This window comes from Neobacillus sp. D3-1R (assembly GCF_052180215.1).
GTDB lineage: Bacteria > Bacillota > Bacilli > Bacillales > Cytobacillaceae > Pseudoneobacillus.
The window spans coordinates 1,114,785-1,140,339 of sequence record NZ_CP197471.1 but is presented as its reverse complement, the minus strand read 5'-3'; the positions used below and the strand labels follow the sequence as shown (position 1 = coordinate 1,140,339).

Annotated in this window: 25 protein-coding genes; 6 read left to right on the top strand and 19 right to left on the bottom strand. The window is 36.1% G+C overall.

Translation table 11 applies throughout. The features are described from left to right. Positions 1-172: 172 nt before the first annotated feature. The 5 genes from ACSBPO_RS05740 to ACSBPO_RS05720 all read right to left on the bottom strand — a co-directional run bounded on the left by ACSBPO_RS05740 (position 173) and on the right by ACSBPO_RS05720 (position 4,274). Positions 173-478: an AzlD domain-containing protein gene (locus ACSBPO_RS05740; RefSeq protein WP_442599107.1), complete on the bottom strand. Its 306-nt coding sequence runs from the start codon at positions 476-478 to the stop codon at positions 173-175. After that, the gene (locus ACSBPO_RS05735) at positions 475-1,206 is read right to left on the bottom strand and encodes an AzlC family ABC transporter permease (protein WP_442600315.1); all 732 of its coding nucleotides are present in this window, start codon (positions 1,204-1,206) and stop codon (positions 475-477) included. Before ACSBPO_RS05735 ends, ACSBPO_RS05740 begins: the two co-directional genes overlap by 4 nt. A 145-nt stretch (positions 1,207-1,351) precedes the next feature. Then, the gene (locus tag ACSBPO_RS05730) at positions 1,352-2,143 is read right to left on the bottom strand and encodes an ABC transporter ATP-binding protein (protein WP_442599106.1); all 792 of its coding nucleotides are present in this window, start codon (positions 2,141-2,143) and stop codon (positions 1,352-1,354) included. Next, positions 2,118-3,149, bottom strand: coding sequence for an ABC transporter permease (locus ACSBPO_RS05725; protein ID WP_442599105.1), 1,032 nt, complete (start codon positions 3,147-3,149; stop codon positions 2,118-2,120). The genes ACSBPO_RS05730 and ACSBPO_RS05725 overlap by 26 nt, the downstream gene beginning before the upstream one ends. 138 nt (positions 3,150-3,287) lie before the next feature. After that, complete coding sequence (locus tag ACSBPO_RS05720; protein WP_442599104.1) at positions 3,288-4,274, bottom strand: ABC transporter substrate binding protein; 987 nt, start codon at positions 4,272-4,274, stop codon at positions 3,288-3,290. A gap of 232 nt (positions 4,275-4,506) precedes the next feature. On the opposite strand from ACSBPO_RS05720, the gene ACSBPO_RS05715 reads away from it, so the two are divergent. Then, positions 4,507-5,355 carry a M55 family metallopeptidase gene (locus ACSBPO_RS05715; protein WP_442599103.1) on the top strand — a complete coding sequence of 283 codons (849 nt, stop codon included), beginning with the start codon at positions 4,507-4,509 and terminating at the stop codon, positions 5,353-5,355. Positions 5,356-5,413: 58 nt separating this feature from the next. On the opposite strand, the gene ACSBPO_RS05710 is transcribed toward ACSBPO_RS05715, so the two are convergent. Continuing rightward, entirely contained in the window at positions 5,414-6,403 is a 990-nt protein-coding gene (locus tag ACSBPO_RS05710) for a phosphotransferase enzyme family protein (protein ID WP_442599102.1), read from the bottom strand. A 177-nt stretch (positions 6,404-6,580) separates the two neighbouring features. Between ACSBPO_RS05710 and ACSBPO_RS05705 the strand changes: the two genes are divergently transcribed. Beyond that, a complete protein-coding gene (locus tag ACSBPO_RS05705; RefSeq protein ID WP_442599101.1) occupies positions 6,581-6,775 on the top strand; it encodes a small, acid-soluble spore protein, alpha/beta type in 195 nt (64 codons plus the stop codon). A gap of 122 nt (positions 6,776-6,897) precedes the next feature. On the opposite strand, the gene ACSBPO_RS05700 is transcribed toward ACSBPO_RS05705, so the two are convergent. From ACSBPO_RS05700 to ACSBPO_RS05685, 4 genes are all read right to left on the bottom strand, one after another. After that, complete coding sequence (locus tag ACSBPO_RS05700; protein WP_442599100.1) at positions 6,898-7,674, bottom strand: enoyl-CoA hydratase-related protein; 777 nt, start codon at positions 7,672-7,674, stop codon at positions 6,898-6,900. A gap of 89 nt (positions 7,675-7,763) precedes the next feature. Continuing rightward, positions 7,764-9,326, bottom strand: coding sequence for a fatty acid--CoA ligase family protein (locus tag ACSBPO_RS05695; RefSeq protein WP_442599099.1), 1,563 nt, complete (start codon positions 9,324-9,326; stop codon positions 7,764-7,766). 192 nt (positions 9,327-9,518) lie between these two features. Beyond that, positions 9,519-10,508: a lipoate--protein ligase gene (locus tag ACSBPO_RS05690; protein ID WP_442599098.1), complete on the bottom strand. Its 990-nt coding sequence runs from the start codon at positions 10,506-10,508 to the stop codon at positions 9,519-9,521. Between the two features lie 15 nt (positions 10,509-10,523). Further along, positions 10,524-11,258 (bottom strand): MBL fold metallo-hydrolase, encoded by a 735-nt coding sequence (locus ACSBPO_RS05685; protein WP_442599097.1) that lies wholly within the window; start codon positions 11,256-11,258, stop codon positions 10,524-10,526. 175 nt (positions 11,259-11,433) lie between these two features. On the opposite strand from ACSBPO_RS05685, the gene yhfH reads away from it, so the two are divergent. Then, positions 11,434-11,574 (top strand): protein YhfH, encoded by a 141-nt coding sequence (gene yhfH, locus ACSBPO_RS05680; protein ID WP_442599096.1) that lies wholly within the window; start codon positions 11,434-11,436, stop codon positions 11,572-11,574. A gap of 243 nt (positions 11,575-11,817) precedes the next feature. Here yhfH and ACSBPO_RS05675 read toward each other — a convergent pair whose 3' ends face one another. The 5 genes from ACSBPO_RS05675 to hemE all read right to left on the bottom strand — a co-directional run bounded on the left by ACSBPO_RS05675 (position 11,818) and on the right by hemE (position 18,357). Further along, positions 11,818-14,025, bottom strand: a complete 2,208-nt coding sequence (locus ACSBPO_RS05675) for a YhgE/Pip family protein (RefSeq protein ID WP_442599095.1) — start codon at positions 14,023-14,025, stop codon at positions 11,818-11,820. A gap of 76 nt (positions 14,026-14,101) precedes the next feature. After that, complete coding sequence (locus ACSBPO_RS05670) at positions 14,102-14,674, bottom strand: TetR/AcrR family transcriptional regulator (protein ID WP_442599094.1); 573 nt, start codon at positions 14,672-14,674, stop codon at positions 14,102-14,104. Positions 14,675-14,798: 124 nt separating this feature from the next. Continuing rightward, the gene (gene hemY, locus ACSBPO_RS05665) at positions 14,799-16,244 is read right to left on the bottom strand and encodes a protoporphyrinogen oxidase (RefSeq protein ID WP_442599093.1); all 1,446 of its coding nucleotides are present in this window, start codon (positions 16,242-16,244) and stop codon (positions 14,799-14,801) included. Positions 16,245-16,294: 50 nt separating this feature from the next. After that, a complete protein-coding gene (gene hemH, locus ACSBPO_RS05660; protein ID WP_442599092.1) occupies positions 16,295-17,224 on the bottom strand; it encodes a ferrochelatase in 930 nt (309 codons plus the stop codon). A gap of 86 nt (positions 17,225-17,310) precedes the next feature. After that, positions 17,311-18,357: a uroporphyrinogen decarboxylase gene (gene hemE / locus ACSBPO_RS05655; protein WP_442599091.1), complete on the bottom strand. Its 1,047-nt coding sequence runs from the start codon at positions 18,355-18,357 to the stop codon at positions 17,311-17,313. Positions 18,358-18,587: 230 nt separating this feature from the next. Here hemE and ACSBPO_RS05650 point away from each other — a divergent pair, with 230 nt between their 5' ends. Continuing rightward, positions 18,588-19,097 (top strand): antibiotic biosynthesis monooxygenase family protein, encoded by a 510-nt coding sequence (locus ACSBPO_RS05650; protein ID WP_442599090.1) that lies wholly within the window; start codon positions 18,588-18,590, stop codon positions 19,095-19,097. 75 nt (positions 19,098-19,172) lie between these two features. Here the strand turns inward: ACSBPO_RS05650 and ACSBPO_RS05645 are convergent, their stop codons facing one another. Genes ACSBPO_RS05645 through liaF form a run of 3 tightly spaced genes read right to left on the bottom strand, consistent with a single transcriptional unit; the run spans position 19,173 to position 21,678 of the window. Continuing rightward, positions 19,173-19,778, bottom strand: a complete 606-nt coding sequence (locus ACSBPO_RS05645; RefSeq protein ID WP_442600314.1) for a LuxR C-terminal-related transcriptional regulator — start codon at positions 19,776-19,778, stop codon at positions 19,173-19,175. 25 nt (positions 19,779-19,803) lie between these two features. Then, on the bottom strand, positions 19,804-20,856 hold the full coding sequence (locus tag ACSBPO_RS05640; RefSeq protein ID WP_442599089.1) for a sensor histidine kinase: 1,053 nt from the start codon (positions 20,854-20,856) through the stop codon (positions 19,804-19,806). 12 nt (positions 20,857-20,868) lie between these two features. Next, the gene (gene liaF / locus ACSBPO_RS05635; RefSeq protein WP_442599088.1) at positions 20,869-21,678 is read right to left on the bottom strand and encodes a cell wall-active antibiotics response protein LiaF; all 810 of its coding nucleotides are present in this window, start codon (positions 21,676-21,678) and stop codon (positions 20,869-20,871) included. Positions 21,679-21,918: 240 nt separating this feature from the next. On the opposite strand from liaF, the gene ACSBPO_RS05630 reads away from it, so the two are divergent. Next, complete coding sequence (locus ACSBPO_RS05630) at positions 21,919-23,316, top strand: hypothetical protein (protein ID WP_442599087.1); 1,398 nt, start codon at positions 21,919-21,921, stop codon at positions 23,314-23,316. A 114-nt stretch (positions 23,317-23,430) separates the two neighbouring features. Here the strand turns inward: ACSBPO_RS05630 and ACSBPO_RS05625 are convergent, their stop codons facing one another. Continuing rightward, positions 23,431-24,072, bottom strand: a complete 642-nt coding sequence (locus ACSBPO_RS05625; RefSeq protein ID WP_442599086.1) for a phosphatase PAP2 family protein — start codon at positions 24,070-24,072, stop codon at positions 23,431-23,433. A 153-nt stretch (positions 24,073-24,225) separates the two neighbouring features. Here ACSBPO_RS05625 and ACSBPO_RS05620 point away from each other — a divergent pair, with 153 nt between their 5' ends. Beyond that, the gene (locus tag ACSBPO_RS05620; protein ID WP_442600313.1) at positions 24,226-25,383 is read left to right on the top strand and encodes a M20 family metallopeptidase; all 1,158 of its coding nucleotides are present in this window, start codon (positions 24,226-24,228) and stop codon (positions 25,381-25,383) included. The last annotated feature ends 172 nt before the right edge of the window (positions 25,384-25,555 follow it).

Genomic DNA, 25,555 nt, shown 5'->3' with positions numbered 1-25,555 from the left:
ATTTTTGTGCGATGAGAAGCCAATAGCGTACTCTGTGTCCGATAACCCCTCCAAAATAGCAGAATTGAACTAAATAGCGTACCCTGAGTCCTATAAAAAATAGAGAAAACATTTTCCCGGTTTAGATTACTTTAAGATAAAAAGCCGGCCTGTGTTAGACCGGCTTTTTTCATTATACAAAAAAAGAGTAGATAGTTAAAACAGCTATCGAACTAACTACTACCACAATAACGTTTGCACCCAAAAAGGCAGTTAAGAAGGCAGCTGCTGCTCCCAATATCCCATACCATATATCCTCTTGAATTAAAAGGATCCCTGGAAATATTAAAGCACCCAGGGTAGCAAATGGAACATTTTTTAATACGCCTTGTAAAAAAGGGGGAAGCTCTTTACCTTTGAATAAAACAAATGGAAGCATTCTTGGTATATAGGTGACGAGTCCCATCCCAATGATCATCCAGAGGATTTCTACTTTCATGTGGACTCTCCTCCTTTTGATCCTCTATTTTTCAACCATTCTATAGTTTCAATGATGACAGCAGATAAAATAGTAGCCAAGACGATAGACCATCCTGTCGATAATAATTCTGCGAACGTAAAAATGATATTAAATAAGGCAGCTAAGCTTGCGAGAAAAATCGCCTTCATACTTTTTTTCAAAGAAGGAACCAAAAGCCCAATAAACATAGCATATAACGCAACGGACATACTCTCTTGTAAGGTTTCTGGAAGACTTGATCCAACAAGATGACCTACTCCTGAATTGACGACCCAGCTTGCGTAGGAAACAGAAATGACACCAAATATGTACCCTGTTGAAACATTTCCCTCTTTCGTAGCCGCAACAGAAAACGTTTCGTCTGTTATTCCAAACGAGTATATTGCTTTATAAAGAGTTCGATCATCATCCACTTTTTCATTGAGTGATGCAGACATCAAAAAATGACGAATGTTTACAATAAAGGTTGTTAATATTATTTCAAATGTACCTGTTCCTAATGTTAAGAGCGATAAGGAAATATATTGTGATGCCCCAGCAAACACGATTAAACTCATCATTACTGTTTCAAAAATGGACAAACCACTTGTTTTTGAAAGCAAGCCAAAGGTTAATGCAATTGGAAAATAGCCAATGGCAATACTAATTCCAGCCTGTATTCCTCTTTTAAAATCGGAGGCGTGTCTTTCCATCACCATCTCTGTCATGTCAATCATCACCACTCTTTCTAAAATAGATAGTCTAATAACTTGAAATCTATTATACATACCAAAAATCGGTTTCACAATAAACTATATTTCGTTTTACGAAAAAAAGGAGTTGGTCACTTAAGTGTCCACTCCTTTTTCCTATCTAAACTAATATCGCTCGATCGGTCATGGATCCACCACGTATTTGCTGGAACTCCTTTAATAAGACCTCGATAGTAAGCTCCTTCTTTTTCTTTTCGTCTGCTTCAAAAATGATTTCCCCTCGATCCATCATAATTAAACGGTTACCTAAATCAATAGCCTGCTGCATATTATGGGTAACCATTAAGGCAGTTAGCTTATTTTCTTCTACTATTTTTTTTGTTAAGGAAGTAATTAGTTCTGCCCTTGATGGGTCAAGTGCTGCTGTGTGTTCATCTAATAAAAGAATTTTCGGTTCAGTAAAAGTTGCCATTAAAAGTGATAAAGCTTGCCGTTCACCGCCTGACAATAAACCAACCTTAGCCGTTAATCGATTTTCTAAGTTTAGTTGAAGCGATTCTAATTTCTCTTTAAAAAAGGCTCGCCGATTCCGTGTTACACCTAGTGAAAAACCTCGGGCTTTTGTTCTAGAAAAAGCTATAGCTAAATTTTCTTCAATTGTTAAGGATGGTGCTGTTCCAGCCATAGGGTCTTGAAATACCCGACCAATTAATCTAGCTCTTTTATGCTCTTTCATGTGAGTAATATTTTTTTCATTTAGGATTACTTCACCTAAGTCAGGTGTAAGCTTCCCAGCAATTAAATTTAATAATGTTGATTTTCCGGCACCATTACTGCCAATGATGGTGACAAAATCACCTTGTTTCATTGAAAGATTAAGATGGTTTAGTGCCACTTTTTCATCGACTGTTCCTTCATTAAAAACTTTATAAATTTGATTTAATTGCAGCAAGCTTTTCACCACTTTTCTTTTGAGAATGGGTTGTCTTTTGCAATGAAGCAAGCAATCTACTTTTCTTATTTTGCCTTTCTTTCCACTGTTTCCAAGTCTTAGGGATAATTAGAGCACAGATGACGATAAAGGCGGTAATCATTTTCATATCACCTGTTTCTAAAAAATCGACCCTAAGAGCAAGAGTCACGATAATACGATATAAAATAGAACCGGCTACTACCGCTAATGTTGCCCTAACGATGGTTTTGGCTCCAAAGACCGCTTCCCCGATAATAACCGATGCTAGTCCAATAACAATCATTCCGATTCCCATACCAACATCGCTGAACCCATTGTATTGAGCAACTAATGCGCCTGATAAAGCAACTAAAGCATTGGATAATCCAAGACCAATAATTTTTAAAAAATCAGTATTAGCAGCAAAGCTTCTAATCATTGTTTCGTTATCACCTGTCGCTCTGATACTTAAGCCGATTTCCGTCTTTAAAAACCAATCTATTACTAGTTTCAACAAGAATACTAGTAAGCTCATTATCACAACAATAGCCCATGTTTTTGGAATAAAGCTTGCAAGACCAATACTTGATAGGATTGACTGTATCCCTTGATCAATTCCAATTGCTTTCCATCCTTCTGACACCCAAGTAAAAACGGTTTCTTCTGATAGTAACGGAATATTGGACTTCCCCATAATACGCAAATTAATAGAATAAAGAGCAATCATCATAAGAATCCCTGATAGTAAAGGATTTATTTTACCTTTTGTGTGCAATAATCCAGTTAATGACCCTGCTAGGAAACCGGCAATGAGAGCTGCCAAGGTTGCCGCAAAAGGATTAACATTTTGAGAGATTAGTATAGCTGTAACGGAGGCACCCGTAACAAAGCTGCCATCCACTGTTAAATCAGGAAAATCTAAAATTCTAAAAGATAAATACACACCTAAAGCCATTATTGCGTAAATGACCCCAGATTCAAAAGCACCAAAAATTGCCGTTGCCATACCTCAACCATCCCTTCCTTTTCAACGCACCACCACTGCAAAGCGCTGGGGGTCTGACCCCCGCCGCTTCACCGCTTTGCTGTACCGGGGGTCTGACCCCCAGCGCTTTAATGCGTTATGGTATGAATACCTATTTGTTTATTCAATGACTTCTCCAATTTCGTTCCATTTGTCATTCCATTCGATGTTCATTTCTTCTGCTGCTTTTTTATTTAATTGCAGTTTTAACTTTTGCGGGTATTGTACAGGTAATTCAGATGGTTTTTTGCCTTCTTTCAGGATTTTCGCAGCCATCTCTCCGGCTTCATACCCAATGTCAAAATAATCGAATCCATATGCTGCAAAGCCACCGCGTTTTACGGAATCCAGTTCTCCGACAAATAACGGTATATCATTATCATTAGCTACTTGTATGACTGATTCTAAGGCCGAAACAACTGTATTATCAGTAATAATATAAAATACATCCGCTTTTCCAATCAGTGATTCAGCAGCTTGTTTTACTTCAGATGAAGAGGAAACCGTCGCTTCTTCTAACTTCATATTTGCCTTCTCTAATTCTTTTTTCACTAAATCAATCTGCGCCACAGAGTTTTGTTCCCCTGAATTATAGATAACTCCTACATTACTTTTCGGCATATTCTCTTGAATAAATTTCACTACATTCGGAATAGCATCAGGATGTGTATCAGTCGTCCCAGTAACATTGCCGCCAGGGCTTTCCATGGAGTCAACAAGTCCAGCACCTACAGCATCGGTAACAGATGTAAATACAATCGGAATATCCTTCGTTGCATTTAGAGCACCTAGCGCACTTGGTGTTGAATTAGCAAAGATTAAATCTACCCCATCCCCTACAAAATTAGTAGCTATCGTCTGATTATTATTTTGATCCCCCTGTGCAATTTGAACATCATACTTCGCCTTTACTCCTTGATCTTCCAAAGCCTTCTTAAATCCATCAAAAGCTGCATCTAATGATGGGTGCTCGACAATTTGTGTTACACCAATTGTCACTTCGTTTTCCTTATCTGAAGAAGAAGCAACTTTATCCGCACCACACCCGCTTAAAATAATCGAGCCTAATAGGCTTATAATCGATAATTGTTTCAGTCTCTTTTTCATTTTATTTATCCCCCTTGAACACTTCTTTCGCACTTAAACGCTTTTATGCTTTTATGCACTAAATTATACTGTGTTATCCATTATTTTTGCAAACTATTTTTTAGAAAATTTTAAAATATTATATTTCAATACAAATAGATAATCTATTTACTTGATACATTCCCTCTAGCAATCTATTATTTAAATACATATAATTTTTTGAAAAATAACTAAAAGAAAGTTGGGTTCCTTAATGAAAATTTTTATTTCTGCAGATATCGAAGGTATTTCGGGGGTCTCTACCAATCAGCAATTAAAAACTCCTAGTGAATATCAACGTTTTCGCAAATTAATGACACAAGATGTAAATGCAGCGATTGAAGGAGCTTTCAAAGGTGGCGCTACAGAAGTAGTTGTGGCAGATGGTCACGGAAACATGTCTAATATTTTTATAGAGGACCTCGATTCTAGAGCATTACTTGTCCAGGGTAGCAACCGCGTCATGTGTCAGCTTGAAGGCTTAGATGACAGCTTTGATGCCATTATGTTTGTTGGGCATCATGGACGTGAAAATGGCTCTGAACGCACCATTATTAGTCATACCCTTGCTGGAATTTGTGTAAATGAAATGAAAATCAATGGGAAAATTGTCGGGGAAACAGAGATGAACGCCATGGTAGCTGGTGATTTTAATGTTCCAGCTATATTCATCTCGGGTGATGATGCTTACGTAAATGAGGTAAAGGAAACATTGCCAGGCGTAGAAGCAGCGGTGGTTAAGCGTGGTATTGATCGATTTGCAGCTGAATTGATTCATCCCGAAAAAGCCCAGGCACTTATTAGAGAAAAAGCAGAAGTAGCTGTTAAAAGAATTCCTGAGTTTTCACCATTAAAGGTAGATGGACCAGTGACATTTGAAATTGAATTCAAGGGAACAAACCAAGCATTAATGACTACAACCATCCCTTCAGTAGCATTAATTGGCCCAAGAAAAATAACTTTCACATGCGATGATATGGTTACAGCCTACAAGCATATGTGGGGATGTGTGATCATTGCGATTACAGCTACAAACGGTGTCTTAGGAAATGTAAATGCTTAAAAATGAAACGGAGTCCTTACGAATTTTTAGTAAGGACTCCGTTGCTTTTATATCCAATTTACAAAAATGATTCAAAACTAATATCTAAATAAGGAATCTCCCTTTCTATTCTCTCCTTCAAATTAGAAAGTGTATATATTTGCCAATCTTCTAGATGCTCCATATCCCATTTTTCATTAAATAGAGTATAAAGAAAAAACTCACGAAATTTTAAAAACAATGGAATCTGTATTAATATAACCCTATTTAATACGTTTTCTTGTCTATATCCTTCAAAAAATGAGTGTAAAAACTTCACAGGAAAATAGGTATCATCTGGATTGAAGGACATTCCTTGCCATGCTGCATGGTAAAAGGAAACAGCAATATCATGTGCATACCAATTGTAGGTACAATCAGCAAAATCAAATATCGTCATTTGTCCATCTTGAACAAAAAAATTCCCTTGGTGAAAATCACTGTGGATTAACCCATAAGTATCTAGTTCTCTCGGAAGGGCTTGAATCATCTTTACTAACTTTTCAAATGAATTAGTCGCTTCCTCGCTAACTGAAGATAAAAAATCAGCTATTTTTCTGATATCTGGAGAAACTGGGCTCCATGCTGGTCTTTGAATAATGCGACAATCATGCTCTTTGGAAATGGAATGCATCTTGCCCATTGTCCTCCCCCAATGTTGAAAAAAAGATTCATTCCATTCGTTTGGATTGCTTACCATTATCGGATTTCCCTTGGCATAGGAGAAGGATGCTACGAGGTAGGTATTATGATTCCACTTTATTTTTTCTATGTATTTGCCATGCATCGAAAGAAGCGGCCTTGAGACTGAAATTCCTCTTTCGGCAAGCATCTCAATATATTCCATTTCCCCAATGGTCAGATCTACATGTGATAGTTGTTTGCTGTTGGAAATACGCAAAATTCGTTTTTTCTTACCCTGTTTATACTCGTAAACATCATTCTGAAACCCGCCTGTAAGTTTTAAAAAATCGCTACCATTACTTCCCCAAAAGGAAATCGCCGATTCTACCAAATTATTCTCAATCATCTCTATCTTATTTCCTCTCTATTAACCGTGAACTTTAAAGAAAACTCCCATTTTCACATTCTGTCAAAATCTATTTTTCATTTTAAATTTCATTTCATTTGAATTCAAACTAAATAATAGGTTATTTTAAGAATGAGCAGAAAATCTGCTCAAAAACTTCGTCGGGAGTGATGTATCGTGGGTAGAAACAAACTTTTGGTCCCTGGAGCAGAAAATGTTCTGAATCAGATGAAAGAAGAAATCGCCAATGAGTTTGGAGTTCAACTTGGTGCTGATACGACCGCACGAGCAAACGGTTCTGTTGGTGGCGAAATGACGAAACGTCTTATTGCGTTAGCAGAACAGCATCTTAGAGAACAACAGAATTTTTAAAAAGAAAAAAATTTATTTATCCTGTTGATTCTCTGAATAGAGACCCATTTTTATTGGGTCTCTTTTTTTAATAAAAAGCAACCATCAATTGTCATCAGAACAATGGTTGCTTTTCTCCAATATTATTTTCCTTTGAAAACTGGTTTACGTTTTTCTGAAAAGGCTTGAAGGGCTTCGATTCTATCTTCTGTAGGAATCGTTACTTCATAAGCTTTTCGTTCAATTTGAAGTCCGGTAGCTAAATCGGTATTCATTCCTTGTTTAATCGCAAATTTCGCTTGCTGAACACCTACTGGTCCATTTTGAAGAATCATATTAGCCCAATCCAATGCAGATGACAAAAGCTCTTCGATTGGAACGACACGATTAACAAGCCCAAACTGAAGGGCCTCCTCTGAAGGAACCCTTCTTGCTGTTAAGATTAATTCTAATGCCTTTGCCTGACCAATTAACCTTGGGAGTCTTTGCGTTCCACCAGCTCCCGGGATAATCGCAAGACTTGTTTCTGTTAACCCAAGTAATGTTTTTTCAGCAACAATTCGGAAATCACATGCTAACGCAAGCTCCATGCCGCCACCGAATGCATAACCATTTATTAGAGCAATGGTTGGTTGAGGAAGTTGGTCAATAGCATTAAATACCTCATTAATTTTAAATAAGTTTCTTTTTACTTCCTCATTCGTTAATGATTTACGTTCTTTAAGATCGGCTCCAACACTAAAAGCTTTTTCACCTGCACCTGTAAAAATAACGATTCGAACGTTAGGATTAACACGAATTTGTTCAACCACATCCTGTAATTCCTTTAACGTGTCATAATTAAAGGCATTTAAGGCTTCCTCACGATTAATAGTTACGATAGCAATATGCTCATTTAAATCAAATAATATATTTTGCACTTCAATTGCTCCTTCTATTATATTTTTCAATATTAAAATTCTATTATTTAACTAAATAATCCTTTAATAGAATGGAGCTATATGGAGTACTATCCTTTCATTTCTTCCAAAACTTTAGTTTTTAAAGCTCTTCTTAAGATTTTCCCTGTTGTATTTTTTGGGAGTTCTTCAAGGAAATCAATTGTACTTGGAACTTTATATTTGGCTAAATGTTCTTTACAATACTGCAAAAGTTCGGCATCTGTTAGGTCGGCATTTTTGCTCACCACATAACATTTTACGGCTTCTCCTACGTTTGGATCTGGAACACCAAGAACGGCAACTTCCACAATGTCCGGATGATTATAAAGCACTTCTTCTACTTCACGTGGATACACATTATAACCACCAACAATAATCATATCTTTTTTACGATCAACGATATAAATATAGCCTTCCTCATCCATCTTTGCTAAGTCGCCAGTATAAAGCCAGCCATCTCGGATTGTTGCTGCCGTATCTTCCGGAAGCTTATAATACCCCTTCATAACATTCGGACCTCGAACAATCAATTCTCCCACTTCACCAACAGGCACCTCATCACCTAACTCATTAACCACTTTATTTTCAACATTGATAATGGAAGTACCTATAGAACCTGGTTTACGTGGTCGGTCTAATGGGTTAAAACAAGTCACCGGTGAAGCTTCAGATAAACCGTAGCCTTCTGATATTACCACATTAAATTTCTTTTCAAAATTCTTAAGTAAAGCCACTGGCATAGATGCTCCGCCTGAAATACATAACCTAAGAGATTGTAAATCCTCTGGGTTTACATCTGGGAATTGAAGTAAGAAATTATACATGGTAGGTACTCCAGCGAACACAGTAGCTTCATATTTTTTAGCAAAAGCAAAGACCTCTTTAGGACTAAACTTTGAAAAAATGATAAGAGTTGCTCCGTTCATTAAAGGAGCATTTAAAGAGACTGTTAAACAGAAAACATGGAACATTGGTAAAACTGTAATAACACGGTCACTTTCATTCATTTTCAGGTAATCGCTTACATCTTTTGCATTCGAATAGAGATTTTTGTGAGTGAGCATTGCCCCTTTTGGTTTACCAGTTGTTCCAGATGTGTATAAGATGACTGCAACATCTTCATCTTGAATATCTGGTTCCACAAAATTCAACTGCCCGTTCGCTAGGATGTTTGTAAACGATTTCAATTTTGGGAAAACAGAAAGATTCTCTACTTGTATAGATTGTTCATTTTCTTTTGGAGTTTCACAAATTAGGTAATTCTCCACATTTGGCAGTAGCGGGTTCATCTTTTCAATTAGAGGTAGTAATAAATCAAGGGCTATCACTACCTTAACATCGCCGTTTTTCAAAATATAGCTAATCTCATCGGGAGTATAAATAGGATTGACTGGAATAACTGTAGCTCCAAGTCTCAGAGCTCCGTACATCCCAATAACAAAATAGGGTGAGTTTCCTAATAATAGAGCAATATGATCCCCTTTTTTAACCCCAAGTTGTTCTAACCCCGATGCAAACATTGTAACCGCCGCGTCTAATTGTTGATATGTAGTTGTTTGTTCCATGAAGTAGAATGCCGGTTTCTGTGGTAATGAACTTGCTGTCAGATGAAGCTGTTTTGATAAATTCATTTTCCCATCCCCTTGTTCATTAATTGAATGAATACTCATTCATTTTAATTGTGAATATAATAAATTTTCTAAATATATTATATTGAAAGAAATTTTTGGATACAAGAGAAAAGCATAAATTATTATAAGAAAACGTTCACCACACCCTAACCTTTAACGCATTAACGCATCGGGGGTCTGACCCCCAGTGCGTTAATAGATTAGAGTGATGAAGTCTTCTTTGGTGATGTTGCCGAAGTAGTGTTGGATGTTTACTTCACTTAGAGCATTTTCGATTGATGCTTTTTCATATTTTTGCCCAATTAACAGATTTTCAATTTCGCTAACATCCCCCACTCCAAAGAAGTCACCGTAAATTTTACAGTTTTCTATTTCACCTTTACTTACTTCAAGTCGAATATCAATTTGTCCAACAGGGAAACGATGGGAATGCTGCATATTAAACTTAGGGGATTTCCCATAATTCCAATCCCAATTTTGATATCTTTCCTTTGAAAGTTTATGAATATTTCCCCAATCTTCCTCGGTTAGGACATATTCTGGTATTTCAAGTGATTCAGAGAAAATATTCTTAAGAAGAAGACTGCGAAATTCCTGAATATCCATTTTCTCTGGAAGGAATTCTGAAATATTAGCCACGCGGCTTCTGATTGATTTAATACCCTTTGATTCAATTTTATCTTTTTTAACATTTAGGGCTGAAACGACACTTTCAATTTCAGAGTCAAACAATAAAGTACCATGACTAAACATTCTGCCTTTAGTGGAGAACTGTGCATTACCTGAAATTTTTCTACCCTCTGCTAAAATATCATTTCTTCCGCTTAATTCAGCATTAACCCCTATCTTTTTTAAAGCTTCTATAACAGGTTCAGTAAACTTTCTAAAATTATGAAAGCTGTCCCCATCATCCTTAGTGATAAAACTAAAGTTTAAATTTCCTAAATCGTGATAAACCGCCCCGCCGCCTGATAAACGACGAACTACATGAATATCATTGCTTTCAACATAATTGGTATTAATTTCTTCAATGGTGTTCTGATTTTTTCCAATAATGATAGATGGTTCGTTTATGTAAAATAATAAATAGGTTTGATTTATGTCTAAATTCTTTAAAGCATACTCTTCAATAGCTAAGTTTATTCTTGGGTCCGTAATTCCTTTATTATCAATAAATAGCATGTTTGAACACTCCCTTTATATTTCGAAAATTAATCCTTCTTCTGCCAAAAGAACTTCTCTTCCATAATTCTGCTTTGCTTCTTCAATGAGTTGGGCTAAATCACCGTAGTGCGGTAAATGAGTTAACACTAATGTTTTTACATTGGCTGCTTGTGCAAGTGTTCCGGCATCCAAACTTGTCATGTGGCCAGCATTTTTTCCATTTTGATTTCCATAAAAATTACATTCACAAAGCAATAAATCAGCATCCTTACTAAAAGGAATTAGTTCTTCCTTAAATGAAGTATCTCCCGTATAGATCAGAACTTTCCCTTCAACTTCTATCCTCATTGCATAACAAATGGCTGGATGATTCGTTTGGACAAAAGAAATGTCAAATGGTCCAACTTTAAGCGGCAAACCCGGGTTATAAGCAATGCCCTTCGTAATTTCTTTATACGAAAGCTTTAGAAACTCTTGCTGATCCTGATTATGTCCATAAATAGGCAGGGTACCAAAGCTCTTTCCCAAAAAACCTTGAATCAACTTTGCATGCTGAAGAACTCCGATATCTGCAATATGATCTGGATGATAATGTGATAATACAACAGCATCTATCTCTTCTGGATGTATGACATTTTGAAGTTTAGATAATACACCACTACCGCAATCGATTAACAGATTAAAACCATCATGTTCAAGAAGATATCCAGAGCTTGCCTCATTTTTCTTTGGATACCCGCCCCAACAACCAATTACCGTTAGCTTCATTTCTTTCCCTCCGTATTGATTATTTTCCTACTTTCACTATATACGATTCAATGACAAATTTCACGTTTGTAAAAGTTCACAAAGTGTTCCTAACCATCCTGTGTATGCAACGAAAAACAGATATAAAATAAGGTTGTAAGGATTTTCTTCATTAAAAACAACGGAGGTCATCCAAATGCTTGAGAGCGTAACAGAATTCTTTAAAAATTTACCCCCTAAAGTTTGCAGTGAATGTGGAGAAATTGTCGAAGAGCAGCATGAATGCTACGGAGATACATGTAACAAGTGTCTTGGGTTAACAGATATCAAAGAATAAGTCTAATAAATGGATAAACCAGCCGCCCAAAGACGACTGGTTTTTTGTTTAAGCTGTTTTCGTATAGATTGTGGTTTTGGTAAAAATCCCTGAAGCCGGATTTTTACAGGGCTCTCTTAATAAGTGATCGGCTCTTTTCTTAATTTTCATATGAGTTTAACATTCTGAATAGCGAAATGCTATTTGTTAGTTACAAAAAGCAACAAAGTTTCAGAAAAGAGCCTTTGTTTACAAAACGATTTTTTAATTATTTGTACTTAACACTTCAAATTGGCGTTTATGTTTAAAGCTAAAGAAACTTAATGTTAAGATCATACATGCAACTAAGAACCCAACAAGTACGAATGCATTATGCCACATATAGCTATAGTCACCACTAGAAATGACAGATTTAAAGCCGCTTACTGAATAAGTCATTGGCAATAATGAACTTATTGGCTGCAACGCATTAGGAATTAATTCTAATGGGAAAGTACCAGCACTTGTTGTTAATTGTAAGATTAAAATAATGATTGCCACGAAACGTCCTGCATCTGCTAAGACAGTAACCAATAATTGAATTAATGCTATAAAAGTTAAGCTTGTTACGATTGTAAATAATAGGAATAATGGTACACTCTCTACCTCCAGACCAAGTCCGAATAGAAGAATAGCAGATGCAATTAAAGCTTGGATGATACCCACACCAGCTAAAACTCCAAATTTACTGATAAACCAACTCCATGCATTTTTTGGCACTGCAACTGGCTCTCTTAATGGAAAAACAATCGACAATAATAAACCGCCAACAAATAATCCTAATGATAAGAAATATGGTGCAAAACCAGTTCCATAATTCGGAACATGATTTATTTTCTCATTTTTAACGTTTACAGGGCTGGCCATCATTTCACTTGTCTTTTTAGTTGGATTAAATTTTGATGTTTCTTCTGCACCATTATGAAGACCGCTAGCTAACTCATTTGCACCTTTTGTAAGCTCTACGTTCCCCTCTTTTAGTTGATCAGAACCGTTCTTGATTTTTCCTACACCTTCTGTTAGTGCATTGGATCCTGTTTCTAATTGATTAAGCGCCTTAGAAAGCTCTGTTCCACCTGAAGCAAGCTGAGTAGACCCATTTTTGACTTCCGTTAGCTTTTCACCAAATAAGGAAACACCTGCTTGAAATTTCTTTTGCCCCTCAACAAGATCGCCAAGTCCTTTATTTAACTGTTGTGAACCTGCTGCTAATTGGCTGACACCTTGTTGAAGTTGTATTTCCCCTTGCTTTAATGCACCTAAATTTTCCGCAATCGATTTGCTTCCATGAGAAATTTTCCCAGCACTATCAGATAGTTGAGTAGTGCCAGTAGCAACTTGCTGACTTCCAGCCACTAACTGCTTCATTGTCATTTGAATGGTTGCCTTCTGTTCTGGAGTTATGCTTGAATTATTTGCTAAAAGCTGTTCCATTTGTTCGTTTAAAGCTTCTAATCCGCCACTTACCTTTGCTGCTCCAACGGCAGTTGCTTCAGCTCCAGCTTTCCATTGATCGACTGAGGAACTTAATTGTGTAGCTCCAGTTTCGATTTTTTCTGTACCAGCAACTAAGGTTGGAGTCTTACCACTTAATTCTTCAATCCCTTGTACAGCATTATCAAAACCACTTTGGAACTTTTCGCTACCTGCTACAAGCTTTGCTGATGTGTCTTCAATTTTTTGATAATTTTCATCAAGCAAAGTGATTCCATTAGATAACTTATCTACTCCTCTTGTTAATTCCATACTACCTGAGTTTATTTTAATAACCCCTTCATTAAACTCAATAGACTTCTCTGCAAGTAAAGACAAGCCATTTTGCAAATCAGTGGTACCATCTTGGAGTTTTAGAGAACCTTCATATAGCTGTTTAGCTCCATCACTAGCATCAGTAATTCCATTGGACAACTTATCAATTTTACTAAAAATCGTATCTGAATAGGTTTCGGTGATTTTTTCAGATAATGAAGATTTTATTTTCTCTATTGCCGTAGAACCGATTTGAGCTGATAGAAAGTTATAGCTTTCATTTGGTTTATAAATTAATTCTAATTTCTGCGGGTTTTCATTCATTAACGTTGTAGCATTTTCAGAAAAATTTTCTGGTATTTCAACTAACATGTAATACTTTTGATTCGTTAGACCTTTTATCCCTTTTTCCTTATCAACAAAAATAAAATGAAAATCATGACTTTCTTTTAATTTTTCTTCCAAATCCTTGCCAAGAGATAACGTTTCATTTTCGAAATCAGCCCCTTTGTCACTATTGACAATAGCAACTGGTAAATCATCTAAATGATCATAAGGATCCCAAAAGGCCCATAAGAACATTCCACTATACAAAACTGGAATAAACATGACGGCTAATATGGGAACTAATAACTTCTTGTTTTTTAAAATGGCTAATAGTTCTTTCTTCAATAGACTTCTCATAGCTGTTTCCCCCATTATAAAAATAAAGTGACTAATTTGTTCATTTAGTCATTTTCCATCAAAAAAGAAGGATATCCTATTTGGATAATCCAATAAAAATATATTGTTTAAATAAATTCAAAATTTCCTCTTTATCAAGTGGCTCATGATTCTTTTCCCAATCAAAAATTAAAGCTACATATAGCTTTAGCATCACAAAGGCTGTTAGTTCTGGATCACATTCTTTTATATCACCACGAATGATAGCCTGTTTAACTCGTTCTTTGATATAATTTAATATCATATTTTCTAAGGTAGAGATAACATCTAAAACAGCAGGAGTTCCTATTTCCTTCTCTTCTTGAAAAAGTTTAATCGTTAATTGATGCTCTTTTCTAAATTCCAAAATTCGATACAATGACTGATGGACATTTTCATAAAAGGATAAAGATTCATCATAAGTTTCTTCCGCAGCCATTTTCATTTCTAAAATAAGTTCTTTAATAATTTCATCAAAGAGCTCTTCTTTATTTTTGAAAAAGGTATAAATCGTTCCTTTGCCAACATTGGCCAGCTTCGCTACTTGGTCCATCGTAGTTGCTTTATAACCAAATAACGAAAATGATTTTGTTGCCGCTTCTAAAATTAATCTTTTACGATCAATAGACATAGATCACCTCACAAACTGACCAAATGAGAATTTTAGTCATTTTCTCGACTTTTCTACTATATCACTGCACTTTATATTAATCAAGTCAAAAATAGGATGGCTTTATGAGCCATCCTACATTCTACTACTGATGAATGAATTCCTTTTTCAAAGAAGTTAGCTTTAAGAAATCTAACACTTGTTGTACTGCATTTTCTCCTTGATCCACGCAGTCAGGTAACCCCATACCCTCATAGGAACTTCCTGCTAGAAACACACCAGGTAACTCCTTTTGCATTGCATTTTTCACCGTTTCAACACGTTGTTTATGCCCTACTATATATTGTGGCATTGTATCCTTCCAACGAGTAACTATCGAGAAATCAGGTTCCATCTTAATATTCATCGTTTTATTTAGATCATCTAAGACAATTTTAGTAATTTGATCATCTGATAGGTCAACGATGGTTTCATCACCAGCACGACCAACATAACACCGAAGCAATACTTTTCCTTCAGGAGTCGTATGTGGCCATTTTTTATGTGTCCAAGTGCAGGCTGTTATAGAATAATCACTATTTCTTGATACAACAAATCCTGTACCATCGATATCTTTGACAATCGCTTCTTTCGGAAAAGCCATCGCAACGGTTGCTACAGACGATGCAGGCATATCTTTAAATACATTGAAAAATTCATATTGAGAAAATATTGATTGAGCGATATGATGACCTACACAGACCACTACACTGTCCGCCAACAATATTTCCCCATTATTTAATTCCAACTCATATTTATGACTTTCCATCTTGATTATTTTTTCGACTTTATACCCTTTTAAAACAGAATGAGGTTCTAGACTCTCCTCCATTCTGTCTGTTAATGATTGTAGTCCAGTCGTTAAAGTTAAGAAAATTCCTTTATTCTTTTTTTCTGGATTTGAATTACTGGGGGATAAAGTCGTTGACTTCCTCATTCCTAAAATTAAACTCCGATATTTTTGTTCTACTTGATAAAATTGTGGAAAAGTAGACATCAAGCTTAATTGATCGATATTCCCTGCATAAATTCCTGAAAGAAGGGGCTCAATTAGATTTTCAACCACTTCATCACCTAATCTTCTTCTGAAAAATCCCCCTAGACCCTGGTCTTCTTTAGGATTCGATTTTGGCAAGAAAAAATCGGCTGCTGCTCGTAGTTTACCGGGTATTGAAAATAAGCCAGTTGTCAAAAATGGAGCTATTTGTGTCGGAATGCCCATGATGGAACCACCAGGCATCGGAAATAGACGCTGATTGACTAATACAAATGATTTCCCAGCTGTATTTCTTATCAGTTTATCTTCCAACCCAACATCTTTTACTAATCTAGACATACTTTGTTTCCTAGCTAGAAAAGAGTCTGGCCCGCGTTCAATGGTAAAACCATCTTGGACTATTGTTTGCATTTTCCCCCCAAGACGGTGGGAGGCTTCGATTAGTTTTATTTCAAGTGGTAAATTCTTTTCTCGAGCCACTTTTTGCAAATAATAGGCAGCCGTAAGTCCAGTAATTCCACCTCCGACCACAACAACTTTTTTGATATCCTCCATTTCGCTCGCCTTCTTTTCACATATCTCTAAAATGGGTATCCTTCCCCACTCTACTCTAATAGCTTAAATATCGCTGAAGCCATAGCTTCAATAAACTGTGGATTAGTGTTAGGCATTTCCGGTCGGTAGTAACTTGCACCAACCTCGTCTGTAACAGCCTTACATTCATTATCATTATCGTATAAAACCTCAAGGTGGTCAGAAACAAATCCAACAGGTGTATATACAAATGCCTTATATCCGTGCTGATTAAATAAATCTCTCGTTAAATCTTGAACATCTGGTCCAAGCCATGGTTCAGGGGTATTTCCTGCACTTTGCCATCCGACTGCATAATGAGAAACTCCCGCTCCTTTGGCAATTAAATCTGCTGTTTCTTGCAACTGATTAGGATAAGGGTCACCTAATTGAAGAATTTTCTCTGGTAAACTATGAGCAGATACAATCAATGCAGCTGTTTCTTTTTCTTCCGGTGGCATTTTAATAAATGTTTCTTTAACTTTTTGTACCCAATAGTCGATAAATTTCGGCTCTAAATACCAGCTTTCAACTGATTTTATTACTGGACCACCTAATTTTTCTGCTTCTTCCTTTGCACGTCCATTGTATGATTTCACACTAAAGGTAGAGAAATGAGGAGCTAATACGATACTTACCGCTTCCTCTATCCCATCCTTGTTCATTTGTGCAACAGCATCCTCAATAAAAGGTTCTATATGTTTTAGTCCAAGATACATCTTAAACTCAATTTCATCTTGTATCTTATTTAAATATGCCTCAAGACTCTTACCTTGTTCTTCAGTAATTTTAGCTAATGGTGAAATTCCACCTATGGCCTCATATCTCCCACGGAGCTCTTCTACCATTTCCTCAGATGGTTTTCTCCCTCTGCGAATATGTGTATAATATCTTTCTAAATCTTCTTCTTTATATGGCGTTCCATAAGCCATAACAAGTAAGCCCATTTTCTTTTTTAACACAACTACACCTCATTTTTTCCAAAACATTAAAAAATCTAACAAACTTATTTTGCCAAAAACACCTTCTAATTACTATCAAAAGGCTTTTATTTGTTTAACTTTGAAGCTGAGTATTCATGAACAAAACTAGTTAATTTCTTCAATACTTCTGGATTAACAGATGGGAATACTCCATGTCCTAAATTAAAGATGTAGCCTGGTTGCGCCATGCCCTGATCAAGAATAGCCTTTGCTCTTTCCTCAATTACTTCCCAAGGAGCTAATAATATGGCTGGATCTAGATTTCCTTGAACCGTCTTGGTAATTCCCATTTCCCTTGCTTGATGTATCGGTAATCTCCAATCTAATCCGACAACATCAAGAGGTAGGTCATGCCATTCTAATGCAAGGTGGCTTGCGCCAACTCCAAACATGATTAATGGCACGTTTTCTCCTCTTAGTTCCGTAAAGATTCGTTCCATGGCTGGTTTAATGAAATAACGATAATCTTCAACATTTAAAGCTCCAACCCATGAATCAAAAATTTGGACCGCTTTTGCTCCCGCTTTCACTTGAGATTTTACATATGTAACAGTCATTTCAGCCAATTTATCCATTAGAGCAAACCATGCTTTTGGTTCTGCATACATAAAAGCTTTCGTTTTATTGTAATTTTTTGAAGGACCGCCTTCTATCATATAACTAGCTAATGTGAAAGGCGCACCAGCAAACCCTATTAAAGGGACAGATAATTGCTCTTCTGTTAAGAGTTTAATTGTATCTAATACGTAAGGAACATCATCTTCTGGATGAATCTCCCCTAATTTTTCAACGTCTGCTAACGAACGAATGGGGTTCGAAATGACTGGCCCAATCCCAGATTTAATTTCAACATCCACACCAAGTGCCGGAAGAGGAGTCATGATGTCCTTATACAGGATCGCAGCATCTACATTATATTGCTCAACAGGAAGTCTGGTCACATAAGCGCATAGTTCTGGCTGGTGAGTAATTTCAAATAAAGAATACTTCTCTTTTATTGCTCGATACTCAGGTTGTGATCGTCCTGCTTGACGCATATACCAAACTGGAACATAATCCGTTTTCTCTCCACGAGCTGCTTTTAAAAATGTTTCATTTATGATTTTAGTCATATTTAATATGATCCACCTTTCGTAAACTTGTCTGCATACCATTGTAATATATAAATGTCGAAATTAGAAACTAAAGAAAATGAAAATTATTTAGTCTGTCTCAAATATATCTTTTTTGGAGTAAATATGTATATATACCTCTTTTAAATGTCAAAAAATAGTCGTATTTATGTACCTATTTTTGTTAAATATTGGGTAAAGTTATAAAAATAAACGCCAGAGGTGAAAAAATGAAAATATATATAACTGCAGGAACCTATTATTTTTTAAATAAAAAGAAACAAACCTTCCCTAAAGAATCCATGCTATTAATAGAGAATGCTGAACAGGCTGTATTACTTCATGAAACAAATGGAGAATCTGTTTTTAACGAACCTAGAAGTTTTGGGGTGTTGGTTTCAAAAGGGGCATTCATAAATGAAGGGTTTGTCGTCATGCACTATTTTACTGTTACGGAGGAAGGGAAAACTTTATTTGAATATCGAATAAAAGAGACCCTAAATGTAATAGGGACTCAAGATGGCCTATTAGCCATTAGAGGCTTGCATTCTTTAGATTCTAGAACATATTTAATTTTAACAATATGGGATCAAGAGGAAAACTATAAGGAATGGAAATGCTCAAATTCGTATGAGCAATATCATGATCTATTATTAAAAGATAGTGGCCTGGATTCCGTTCCTAATATCTTCACCAAGCCTTCCTATATTTCTACTTACCATACTTCTGAAGACTCTTAAGTATAAGGCTCTGTATTTCCGCTACAAAATCAGCTTTTGTCTATCCATAAAATTAGGTAGGAGCTTTTTAAGCCCCTACCTTTTTGATTTTAATATGCCATTGCGATTAGCATAAACTGCTGCTTGTGTTCGGTCTGACACGTTTAATTTGCTTAATATATTACTTACATGAGTCTTAACCGTTTTGATTCCGATAAATAACTCCTCACTAATTTCTTGATTGGTCATCCCTTCACCTAAACATTTTAAGACATCTAATTCTCGTTCCGTTAGGTCATCATGAGGTTTCCGCCCGCTCTGACGGAAACGATTAATCATTTTATTGGCTACTTTCGGTTCGATGATTGTTTCACCTTGGACTGCTTTATAAATTGCTTGGACAATCTCATCCGCGGATGCCGTTTTAAGTAAATAACTAAAGGCTCCAGCCTCTAAAGCAGGAAATACTTGTTGATCATCATAATAACTTGTAATAATGATAATTTTACAAGTAGGCAAAAAACTCAATATTTCCTTTGTTGCATATATTCCATTCCCGTTCTCCATTAATAAATCCATCAAAACAATATCTGGTTGCACCTGAGAAACTAATTTGATTCCATCATTTCCACTACTTGCTTCTCCTACCACTTCTATATTTGGTTCTGTAAGTAAATAAGAAATGATTCCCCTACGAACCATATCATGGTCATCTACTACGACTACTTTAATTTTTTCCACTTAAGCCTCTCCCCTTTTTATGAATGCGGATATCTAAATATGTGCCTTCATTTTCCTTTGAGCGAATATTGAAGATTCCACCGATTTCTTCACAACGTTCCCTCATTGTTTTTAATCCATAAGAGGCAAAGCGGTCTTTCGAAGGATCGAACCCTCTACCATTGTCAGATATATATAAATGGATATCATGCTCCCTTTCTGTCAATGTAATCTTTACTTTATTGGCCTCTGAATGAAGAAGAATATTGGAAAGTGCTTCTTGTACAATTCGAAATAGATGTTCTTCGGCAGCAGTAGAAAGGTTTTCAATTTCATCAATACTAGCTTGAAACTCAAGATTTGTTTTTTCCTTTAATTCAACAATTAATTTAATAATACCTTCACATAAGGAATCTTCTGAAAGCTGAACGGGTCTTAAATGAAGTAGTAAGGCCCTCATTTCCCCTTGTGCTTTAGTCGCTATATCCGCTATTTCTTTTATTTGCTCTTTTACTTTACTCGGATCCTTATCTATTAATCTTAAAGTGGCTGAAGAGAGCATACTTAAAGCAAATAATTGCTGACTGACTACATCATGCAAATCCCGAGCTAATCTTTGTCTTTCTTCCATCACAGCAGCAGTATGAGCGGATTGCGCTAATGTTACTTTTTCATCGGCAAGTCTTTGCATGGAGTAAGCCTGCTCTTCTAAAAAAATAGCCAATTGATTTAATTCTTCAACGATCGGTCCCATTTCTTCTAAATCAGAGCTGTTTAACCTTTCAGAAAGTTTCCCATTTTTCAGACCCGAAATGAATAAATGTATATCACCCAAATGCCCCTTTAAATACGTACTATTTTTCAGTCCAACATAACCGCTTACAAACAATTGGATCATTAATATATAGAAAAAAAGCCAGAATGATATTTTGATTGAAATAACAGGTTTTTGGGAGATAAATAAATAGACTTGTAAGCCCACAAAAAATAGTAAAGAACTAATAAAACCAGTCATGATAAAACTTTGGAAGAACCAATAACGGCTATGAAATTGTTTCATCAATCTTTGCTCCTATACTTGATCGATTCGAATCGACCCTATTTTTAATTCGATCATGATATTTAATTTTTTTATGGCATCCTCATATCCAGGAGTCTCATACACTAAGTTTCTATTAATATCATTGGAACGAATGTCAAAAATCCTTATATCGCCTATTTTCACTTTTGCCTGAACATGTACAGCTACATCATCAGGTACAATCATTTTTACATCGCCTATCCAGCCTTGCACGATGATAGGCGTTTCTTTTTCAGGTATATAAGCTTTACTAAAATCTATAAAATAGTCCCCTATCGTGTTATATAGATTCATAGGCTCTAGTGACCAATTAGATTTCTTTATTTCTATATCCCCAATGGAAAAACTCCTAATTTTCTTACCGCTAGATGATTTAGAATCAGCTTTCCAGGTTTGAGAGTCAACTGTCTCTTCGTTTTTACTCTCAAAAGGGATATCCGAATTAAAAAATATTTTAACTTTATCCTTCCTTATTAATAACTCTAATCCAAAATAAATAATAATCACCGGCCATAATTTCCAAAAATCCCCAAAACTAAAATTTACTATTTGAAATCTGTCAAGACATAACATTAATGAAAATGATAAAAAGAAAATTCCCCAAAATAAGCTTGCTCTACTATGTCGTTTAAATGCCTTAACTAATAAGTAAAAGCTGAAAAGGAACATAATATACGGATATAATTCGACAATTAGTACTTTTATTTCCAAGGAAATGACTCCTACATTCAACAATAGTAGAAATATACCGACAAATAAAAGCAAGGCTGCGAAAATGACTTGATTCATTGATTGACGCATAGCAATCATCCCTCTCTTCTATCTATAACATTCTCTATCCTAATAAAAAAACCTTTATTGACCTCTTTATTTTAAAATATATCTAATAAAATGAAGTACATTCTCTAGCACGCTTTCTACTCCGTCTACAGACTGATTTTTCTCTTAATTCTTCTCACCATTTTTCCGAAATCTCATATTGTGTATTACATCCGTAAGAGGGCGATTGCCTAATTTACTCGGACTCAAGGAGGAGTTTTTATGGGGGTTGAATTAATTACACTTCATTGGATATACGTCGTTTTCATTGCCCTTATCATTGGCTTTATGGTAATGAGAAGGGATACATCCCTTATCTGTATAGTAGGCATATTTTTAATAGCCATCACCGCCACTGGATCACTCAGTCATTCGGTAAGTAGTATTTTTAATAGTTTCATATATGCCATCACAGAGTTATTATCGACGATTTTAGTTATCTCCATCATTGTAGCAATGAGTAAAACACTCACATCAACAGGAATAAACGATGTTATGATCTCTCCTTTTTCCAAATTAATCAGAAATTCTACCATGGCTTACTGGACAATCGGGATTCTCATGATGATTATCTCTTGGTTTTTTTGGCCATCTCCTGCAGTAGCTTTATTGGGGGCAGTTTTATTACCGGTCGCATTAAGAGTAGGTCTTCCTGCTTTAGGGGTAGCCGTAGCTATGAACTTGTTTGGACACGGAATAGCATTATCTGGTGATTTTATTATCCAAGCAGCACCAAAATTAACAGCAGACGCAGCTGGATTACAGGTTAATGAGGTTATTCAAGCAAGTATTCCATTAGTTATTACAATGGGAATCGTAACGACAATTGCAGCCTTTTTCTTACTTAAAAGAGATATGAAAAGAGGTATATTAAAAGTAGAAGGGTTGGAGAACAATGCACTTCTAGGTGAACAAGGTGAAGATGCTGCACTTTTAAGTTTGAATCAAAAACGTTTCTTTGCGTTATTGATACCACTATTATTTGCTATTGATGTAGCAGCTATGTTTATTTTAAAACTACAAGGCGGCGATGCTACCGCACTTATTGGTGGTACGTCCATTTTTATTCTGATCTTAATTACATTAGTAACTCATAAAGGTAAGGGACTTGAAAAAACAACAAGTTATTTAATTGATGGATTCCAATTTGGATTTAAGGTATTTGGTCCAGTTATTCCAATTGCAGCCTTCTTCTATTTAGGAGATTCTGGGTTTGGTAAAATTATCGGCGACTATTTACCTGCTGCTTCTCAAGGTATAGTCAATGACTTAGGGGTAGCCTTAGCTAATATTGTTCCTCTAAATCAGGAAGTGGGTGCCATTACGTTAACTGCAGTAGGGGCCATCACAGGTTTAGATGGTTCAGGGTTCTCTGGTATCTCTTTAGCTGGTTCAGTGGCTAATTTATTTTCACATGCTCTTGGTGGGGGTGCCGCTACTTTAACTGCCTTGGGTCAAATTTCTGCCATCTGGGTTGGTGGAGGAACGTTAGTGCCATGGGCCATCATCCCTGTTGCAGCAATTTGTAATGTAGATGTTTTTGAGCTAGCACGAAGAAACTTATTACCAGTCGTTATTGGTTTAGTTGTTACAACTATCGTAGCAATGTTTTTGATTTAAAAACAAAAAGCGGAAGCCCTCGAACAAATCTCTGTTGATTTAGTACTAATTGCCAAAGTCACTAAGTAATCTTATGCATAGCATTTTTTAAAAAAAGGGGCTTGCCATATCGGCTTAGCCCCTTACTTTTGCTTTTTCCTTTATCTGCTGATAAATTAAAATCCACAAAAATGCCCATATAAAACCAAATGCATAACCGGCAATTACGTCTGAGGCATAATGTACATTTAAAACCAATCTACTGATACCCAATAATAAAATAATCACTACACAGCTGGCAGCAGCAATCCATTTTCCAACAGTTGATGGGATATACTTTACCAAGAAGTAGGCAAGAAGCATATAGAGAATGATCCCCACCATAGCATGTCCGCTTGGAAAACTTAATGATGCTTCTTCTCCTATATGTTCTAGTGAAGGTCTTTCTCTTCCAATCCAATTTTTCAATAATTTATTTACTTCATTACCTAACCCAACTGCCAAAGCTATTGTTGCCATACCAGCATAATCTTTTTTCTTTATCCATAACCATAGAATGGTAAGAAGGGCTACTGTTCCAATTCCTAACTTATAACCAAGCTGTGTAATATAATCAAATATGGTTATTGCGGTACTGTTAGAAGTGGTAAAAATAGCTGAAAAAGTTCGGTCAATCCAAAGAGATTCGCTATGAGTAACTAAGTAAAGTAGGTAAATACCAATTAACCCAGCCACCAAGCTATAGATGAAAAAGTGTTTTTCGTATTTTTTGTTCATGTTTTTCCTCCAGAAAAAATTTTTACAAGAATTCGAGCTTATATAAAGCTAGTATATACATTTAGTGCTATAATCTTAAATAATTATAACCTGAGGAGAGTGGTCAATGTGTACAAAAATTTATTTGAAAATTTAGAAAAGTATTACGATGAAATGGTTGAGATCCGTCGTTTTTTACATCAACACCCTGAACTCTCTTTTCAAGAAGTTCAATCAGCCGATTACATAAAATCGTTTTACGATAAACTTGGTGTAGAAGTAAAAGGCAATGTCGGCGGTAACGGTGTTGTAGCAAAAATCTATGGTGCTAAGCCCGGTAAAACGGTTGCTCTACGTGCTGATTTCGATGCCCTTCCTATACAAGATGAAAAAGATGTTCCCTATAAATCTCTTATTCCTGGTGTCATGCACGCTTGTGGACATGATGGACACACTGCTACTCTACTAGTCTTAGCTAAAGTTTTACATGAAAATCGTGCTGAGTTAGAAGGAAATTATGTTATGATCCATCAACACGCTGAAGAATACGCTCCTGGGGGAGCAGCACCTATGATCGCAGATGGATGCTTAGAAGGTGTAGATGTTATTTTTGGTACTCATTTATGGGCATTGAATCCTACAGGTACGATTCAGTATCGAGTTGGACCAGTGATGGCAGCATCTGATCGCTTTGAAATTATCATTCAAGGCAAAGGTGGCCACGGTGCTCAACCTCATAAGACGAAGGATTCTATCGTCATTGCTTCCCAGCTTGTGATGAATCTTCAACAAATTGTTAGTCGTCGTGTAAATCCTATTGATTCTGCCGTTGTAACAGTTGGTTCTTTTGTTGCAGAAAATGCCTTTAATGTTATAGCTGACCGTGCAAGACTAATTGGAACCGTTAGAACCTTCAATGAAGAAGTTCGTGCTGATATTGAAGCAGAGATCGAAAGAATCATTAAGGGGACGTGTTATGCTTCCGATACGACGTATGAATTTATCTATGAAAAAGGATATCCAGCAGTAGTAAATCATAAGGCAGAAACCGAATTCCTCATTCAATGTGCAGGTAGTGTACCTGAAGTCGATACAGTAGAAGAAACTGAACCACATATGGGTGGAGAGGACTTCTCCTACTATTTACAAAAGGTGCCTGGAACTTTCTTCTTTACAGGTGCAAAACCGGACGGTGTTGATGAAGCATACCCACACCATCATCCTAAGTTTGATATTAATGAAAAGGCAATGCTTATTGCGGCGAAGACGTTAGGTTTAGCTGCTATTAATTACCAGAAGACAAATACTCTTTCCACTCTTGTTAAGCAATAATATGGCAAGGACCGGTAACATGACCGGTCCTTTTTATTTTCATATGTAAAAATGTATAACTTTTGGGGACTTCGAAAATTGTCTAGCTCCAGCAGGGAAGAAAGTAATTCATTTCTTCCTACCTAGCCCCTCGAGGTCAAATAACCTCTATCGTAAGAAGTCAAAGTTCAGA